This is a genomic window from Pirellulales bacterium, assembly GCA_035939775.1.
In the GTDB taxonomy this organism is placed as follows: domain Bacteria; phylum Planctomycetota; class Planctomycetia; order Pirellulales; family DATAWG01; genus DASZFO01.
In genome coordinates this window covers 1-5,273 of the sequence record DASZFO010000132.1, presented here as the reverse complement: position 1 = coordinate 5,273, position 5,273 = coordinate 1, and the positions used below count along the sequence as shown (strand labels likewise).

5 protein-coding genes are annotated in these 5,273 nt (G+C 60.7%); 4 read left to right on the top strand and 1 reads right to left on the bottom strand.

What is annotated here, in order from left to right; all coding sequences use genetic code 11:
• The first annotated feature begins 101 nt into the window (after positions 1 to 101).
• Positions 102 to 1,409: a phosphomethylpyrimidine synthase ThiC gene (thiC, locus tag VGY55_08510; protein HEV2970018.1), complete on the top strand. Its 1,308-nt coding sequence runs from the start codon at positions 102 to 104 to the stop codon at positions 1,407 to 1,409.
• Between the two features lie 43 nt (positions 1,410 to 1,452).
• Here the strand turns inward: thiC and VGY55_08505 are convergent, their stop codons facing one another.
• Positions 1,453 to 2,814 carry an MFS transporter gene (locus VGY55_08505; GenBank protein ID HEV2970017.1) on the bottom strand — a complete coding sequence of 454 codons (1,362 nt, stop codon included), beginning with the start codon at positions 2,812 to 2,814 and terminating at the stop codon, positions 1,453 to 1,455.
• Between the two features lie 236 nt (positions 2,815 to 3,050).
• Here VGY55_08505 and VGY55_08500 point away from each other — a divergent pair, with 236 nt between their 5' ends.
• From VGY55_08500 to VGY55_08490, 3 genes are all read left to right on the top strand, one after another.
• Complete coding sequence (locus VGY55_08500; protein ID HEV2970016.1) at positions 3,051 to 3,659, top strand: SIS domain-containing protein; 609 nt, start codon at positions 3,051 to 3,053, stop codon at positions 3,657 to 3,659.
• A 38-nt stretch (positions 3,660 to 3,697) separates the two neighbouring features.
• Positions 3,698 to 4,003 carry a hypothetical protein gene (locus VGY55_08495; protein ID HEV2970015.1) on the top strand — a complete coding sequence of 102 codons (306 nt, stop codon included), beginning with the start codon at positions 3,698 to 3,700 and terminating at the stop codon, positions 4,001 to 4,003.
• Positions 4,004 to 4,099: 96 nt separating this feature from the next.
• Complete coding sequence (locus tag VGY55_08490) at positions 4,100 to 5,128, top strand: ROK family protein (protein ID HEV2970014.1); 1,029 nt, start codon at positions 4,100 to 4,102, stop codon at positions 5,126 to 5,128.
• Positions 5,129 to 5,273: the final 145 nt, after the last annotated feature.

Genomic DNA, 5,273 nt, shown 5'->3' with positions numbered 1-5,273 from the left:
AATCGCGTCACCGGCATCGTCAGCCGCGGCGGTTCGTTGATCGCCAAGTGGATGATGGTCCATCGCCAGCAGAACCCGCTCTACACGCATTTCGACGACCTGTGCGACATCATGCGCGAATACGATGTGACCTCGAGCCCGAGTTGATCCGCGATGAAGTCGCTCGCGGCCGGATGGTGATCCCGGCCAACAAGGTCCATCTTCAGAAGCGGCTGGAGCCGATGGGGATCGGCATCGCCGCCCGCACGAAGATCAACGCCAATATCGGCAACTCGGCGGTGACGAGCAACGTCGATGAAGAGTTGGAGAAGTTGCACACGGCGGTCCATTTCGGCGCCGACACGGTCATGGACCTCTCCACGGGCCGCGACATCGACCACATTCGCCAAGCGATCATCGACGCCTCGCCCGTGCCGATCGGCACGGTGCCCATCTATCAAATGCTCGAAGAATTGGGAGGCGACATCGAGGAGATGAAGCCGCAGCATTTTCTCGACATGTGCGAGCGGCAAGCCAAGCAGGGGGTCGATTATTTCACGATCCACTGCGGCATCCTGCTCGAGCATCTGCACCTGACGATGAATCGCGTCACGGGGATCGTCAGCCGCGGCGGCTCGCTCATCGCGAAGTGGATGATGACCCATCGCCAGCAGAATCCGCTCTACACGCATTTCGACGACCTGTGCGACATCATGCGCGAATACGACGTCACCTGGAGTCTCGGCGACAGCCTCCGCCCCGGCTCGATTGCTGACGCCAGCGACGAGGCCCAATTCGCCGAACTCAAGGTGCTCGGCGAACTGACCGAGCGAGCCTGGCAACGGAACACTCAAGTGATGGTCGAGGGTCCCGGCCATATCCCTATGGACCAGATCGATATGAACGTGAAACGGCAGATCGACTGGTGCCACGAGGCGCCGTTCTATGTGCTCGGCCCGCTTGTTACCGATATCGCTCCGGGCTACGACCATATCACGAGTGCGATCGGGGCGGCGCTGGCCGGTTGGAGCGGCGCGGCGATGCTCTGCTATGTGACTCCGAAGGAGCATCTCGGTCTGCCGGATCGGGAGGACGTGAAACAAGGCGTGATCGCTTACAAGATCGCGGCCCACGCCGCCGATCTGGCCCGGCATCGCAAAGGCGCCCGCAATCGCGACGACGCGCTCAGCCGAGCCCGCTTCGCTTTCGATTGGAACGAACAGTTCCGCCTATCGCTCGATCCCGAGACCGCTCGGCGAATGCACGACGAAACGCTGCCGCAGGATGTCTTCAAGAGCGCGCACTTCTGCAGCATGTGCGGCCCAAAGTATTGCTCGATGAAGATCACAGAAGAGATTCGGCAAATGGCGGCGGACCTTCCCGGTGCCGAGTTGCAAGCGACAAGTCAGGTTACCGAGCCGTTGGCATAAGCCACCGGATTCTGCGAACAGTGCGCCGCATCTGTTCATCGACTCACGTTGACGGCTTGTTTTTCTCAACGTCGAGCCGCGTCGGCGCCAATTCCGTGTCGCGGGCCAGATAGCGGGCGCCGAAGAGCCAAAACAGCCCGCTGATCAGAATCGTGATCGAGATCGCAAGAAACCCGGCATCCATGTTTCCGCCGGCCAAATCATTGATCCCGCCGATCAGCGGCGGGCTGATCGCGTCGCCGAGCAGATGAATCACGAAGATGTTCAAGGCATAAGCCGTCGCGCGCATCGCGGGGTGCGTGACGTTTGCCAGAATCGTGTTCGTCGGGCCGGTGTTGAAGAACAGGCAGACGCTCGTGATGAATATCAACACCCACGCGGCGGGAAACGGCGTCACGGGGAGCGCGAGAAACAACGGAAACGCGAGCACCATCGCCGCGCCGGAGACAAGGAAATAGGCGCCGGAATAACGAGGCCGCAGCCAATCTCCCGCCAAGCCTCCCAACACCGTTCCAAACAGTCCGGCGACGACAATGATCGGGCCGAACATGGAATTCGCACCCGCCAACGCCGCATCCACTGCCTGTTGGTCGGCCATGTTTAGCGAACCGGCCACGGCCGACCGCCAAACGATATATTTCGGCATCCAGATCGCAATGCCTCCCAGAGCGAATGTCATTGCCGTCATGCCGGCCGTGTTGAACACGTAAGACGGTGTTTTGAACAGAATCCGATACGCGGCGAATCTGATTTTTTTGGGAACGTCCACTTGCACGATGCCCTCAGGATCGACGGCCCCTCGCGCGGGTTCGCGCATGAGAAAGCAGATCAGTCCGAGCACGATGCCTGGCGGCAAGACCAAGAAAAACGCCCAATGCCAATTGAGGAAAGACGCCCAATGCCAACTGTGGCCCGCCTTGAGAACGAGTCCGCCTAGCACGTAGCCCAGCGCACTTCCGACTGGGATCGCGGCATAGAAAAAGGCCATCATTCGGCCGCGCCGCTCGACGGGATACAGATCGGCAATCACCGTCGGGGCGATCGGTCCGTAGGCCGCTTCGCCAATGCCGACGAACATCCGCGTAATCAGCATCATCCCGATGCCGGTCGCCAAGCCCGAAGCGCCGGACGCCAGGCTCCACGCGATCACGGCCAGCCCGATGATTCGCCATCGTCCGAAGCGATCTCCCATCCAGCCAAACGCCGGGGCGAATAGCATATAGCTCACGAGAAACGCGGTCTGCAGCGCCCCGGCTTGAAAGCCGCTCGCGTGAAAGTCCGTCTCAATCTTGGGCAACACCGAGGCCAATACATACCGGTCGATGAAGTTGAACAGGTTTATCGCCAGCAGCAGCCAGAGCGCCGCGGAAGCGCCGGGCACGACCGGTTTTGATTTCGTCGGCATGAAAGTTTCCCGCGCTTTTGCGGCTGTAAATGAGCTTGTGCGTCAATGCTGTATTGATACTTTGGGTGCCATGCCCACGCGGGGCGGGGCGCCCTCTGGGCCCGCCAGCGGGTCGGCGTGGGCATGGACTGTGTCGGCACATGGCCACTCAGAGCAGTGGCCATGGCACCCGCTGTGAATGGACTTGGCTTGCAAGTAGAATAACCAATCGACTTCATTCACAGGAGATCAGCTTGATGTTGGGAGCAGAGCTGGATGCCGCCGCGTATCTCGACCGGATGAGCGAGGAATTGGCCCGGATCGATCAGGCCGCGATGCGCGTCTGGGCCGATCTCGTGTTCGAGTCGTGGCGCGACGAGCAATTCGTGTTCGTCTTCGGCAACGGCGGCTCGGGCACGAGCGCCACGCACATGAGCGAAGACCTTGGCAAGAGCCTGCTGCGGCACGAGCACCTCCGCGACGAATCGAAGCGCCGGCTCAAAGTGATGAGCCTGACCGACAATCTCGGCTGGATTCTCGCCGTGGGGAACGACTGCGGCTACGAGCAAATCTTCGTCCAGCAGTTGATGAACTTCGGCCGTCCGGGCGACCTAGCCATCGGCATCAGCGGCTCGGGAAATAGCCCGAATGTGCTCGCCGCCGTGGACTGGGCCAACCGCCACGGTTTGGTCACGCTCGGCCTGACCGGCTACGATGGCGGCCGACTCCGTAAGCTAGCGCGCCACGGACTGCACGTTCCGATCAACGACATGGGCATGGTTGAAAGCATTCACCTCGCGCTCTTCCACTGGGTGCTCAATGACGTGTATGCCAGGATCAATCAAGAAGGACGGTATGCGAAGTGACTCAGACGACTAAGCGATACATCGAGGAGATCGAATTAATGACAGATGATGACGCTTGGAACGCTGTCAAGCATTCCTTGCCAGTTGGTACGCATGTCTGGTGTTGTGTGAAGGAGCACCGTCCCTTCGGTGTGTTCGCCACTATTGAGAACGTGCCCTTTGACGGTCTGATTCAGATAACTGACTTCAAAGATGTTGGTCGGATGACGCCGTCCGAGTACCCGCCATTGGGTAGCGCGGTCGAAGCAGTCGTGCTCGGATTCAAGGAGCACGGCGAGCAGATCTGGCTTGGCACCAAGCCCAGCCAACTTGGCAAGACCGCCAATGCGGACGCAAGTCGCTAGGGAGATGAAAGGCGGACGCGATGGATGCGATCAAATTGTGAAGCACGTTCATCTTCGTTTGCAACTTCGCGTCCTTCCGGACTTTCGACACCTCTCATGTTCCTCGGCATTGAAATCGGCGGGACGAAGTTGCAGCTTGGCGTTGGGGCCGGGGATGGATCGCCGCTGGTCGCACTCGATCGGCATGAAATTGATCCGGCGGGCGGGGCGGTTGGCATTCTGGCGCAAGTCGAGTCGGCGACGGCGGCGCTGCTTCGCCGCTATCCAATCGCACGGATCGGGATCGGGTTCGGCGGCCCGGTCGAATCGGCTGCGGGGCGAATCATTCGCAGCCATCAGGTTGAGGGCTGGCAGGATTTCCCTCTGGTCGATTGGTTTCAGCGAACGTTCGGCTTGCCGGCCGTGTTGGGGAACGATTGCGACGTGGCCGGATTGGCTGAGGCGCGGTTTGGGGCCGGGCGCGGACGGCGGGTCGTGTTTTACATGACGATTGGCAGCGGGATCGGTGGTGGGCTCATCATCGACGGGCAAATCTATCGGGGGCACGGCATCGCGGCGGCCGAGATTGGCCATCTCCGTCCGGGCCTGCACGCCGACCGCCCGGATCAGACGGTCGAATCGTTGGCGAGCGGCTGGGGAATCGCCGCGGCGGCGCAGTCGCGGTTGGCCGATCCGATCTATCATCCTTTCGCTTCGCTCCGCGATGAAACCGGTTCGACGAGGCCGGATGAGCTGCGGCAGCGGATGATCGATGTCGAAGAGGTCGCCGAGGAGTTTGCCGCCGACCTGTTGAGCCGGGCCGACGGCATGCTCGACCAGGTGACCGCCAAGCTCGTCGCTCAGGCGGCCACCGATGGCAATCAAATCGCGCTCGATGTGCTCAACCACGCCTGCCAAGTGCTCGGTTGGGCCATCGCGCAGGCGACCACGCTACTCTCGCCGGACGTAGTAGTAATCGGCGGCGGCGTCTCGCAAATCGGCGAATCGCTGCTCTTCGCCCCGCTCCGCAGCGAAGTCGAGCGTTACGTTTTCCCCCCGCTGCTACGCTCCTACGAAATCCTTCACGCGCAGCTCGGCGAAGAAGTCGTCGTCCACGGAGCATTGGCTCTCGCTGCGACGCGGTGAGAGAGCCGCAGATTGCGCAGATTTTCGCAGATCATCAAAAAGCTGTAGATGAGGATGAAAGCTCGTTGCTCCTAGGGTTTACTACGAGTGTGGTTAACCCAAAACCCTTTTTGTGGAGCAACGAGTATGTCGAGTATACCGGTTT

Bases quoted from the DNA above. Each gene is read 5' to 3' on its own strand.
- VGY55_08500 (HEV2970016.1), top strand. From the start codon at position 3,051: ATGTTGGGAGCAGAGCTGGATGCCGCCGCGTATCTCGACCGGATGAGC.
- VGY55_08490 (HEV2970014.1), top strand. From the start codon at position 4,100: ATGTTCCTCGGCATTGAAATCGGCGGGACGAAGTTGCAGCTTGGCGTT.
- VGY55_08495 (HEV2970015.1), top strand. From the start codon at position 3,698: ATGACAGATGATGACGCTTGGAACGCTGTCAAGCATTCCTTGCCAGTT.
- VGY55_08505 (HEV2970017.1), bottom strand. From the start codon at position 2,814: ATGCCGACGAAATCAAAACCGGTCGTGCCCGGCGCTTCCGCGGCGCTC.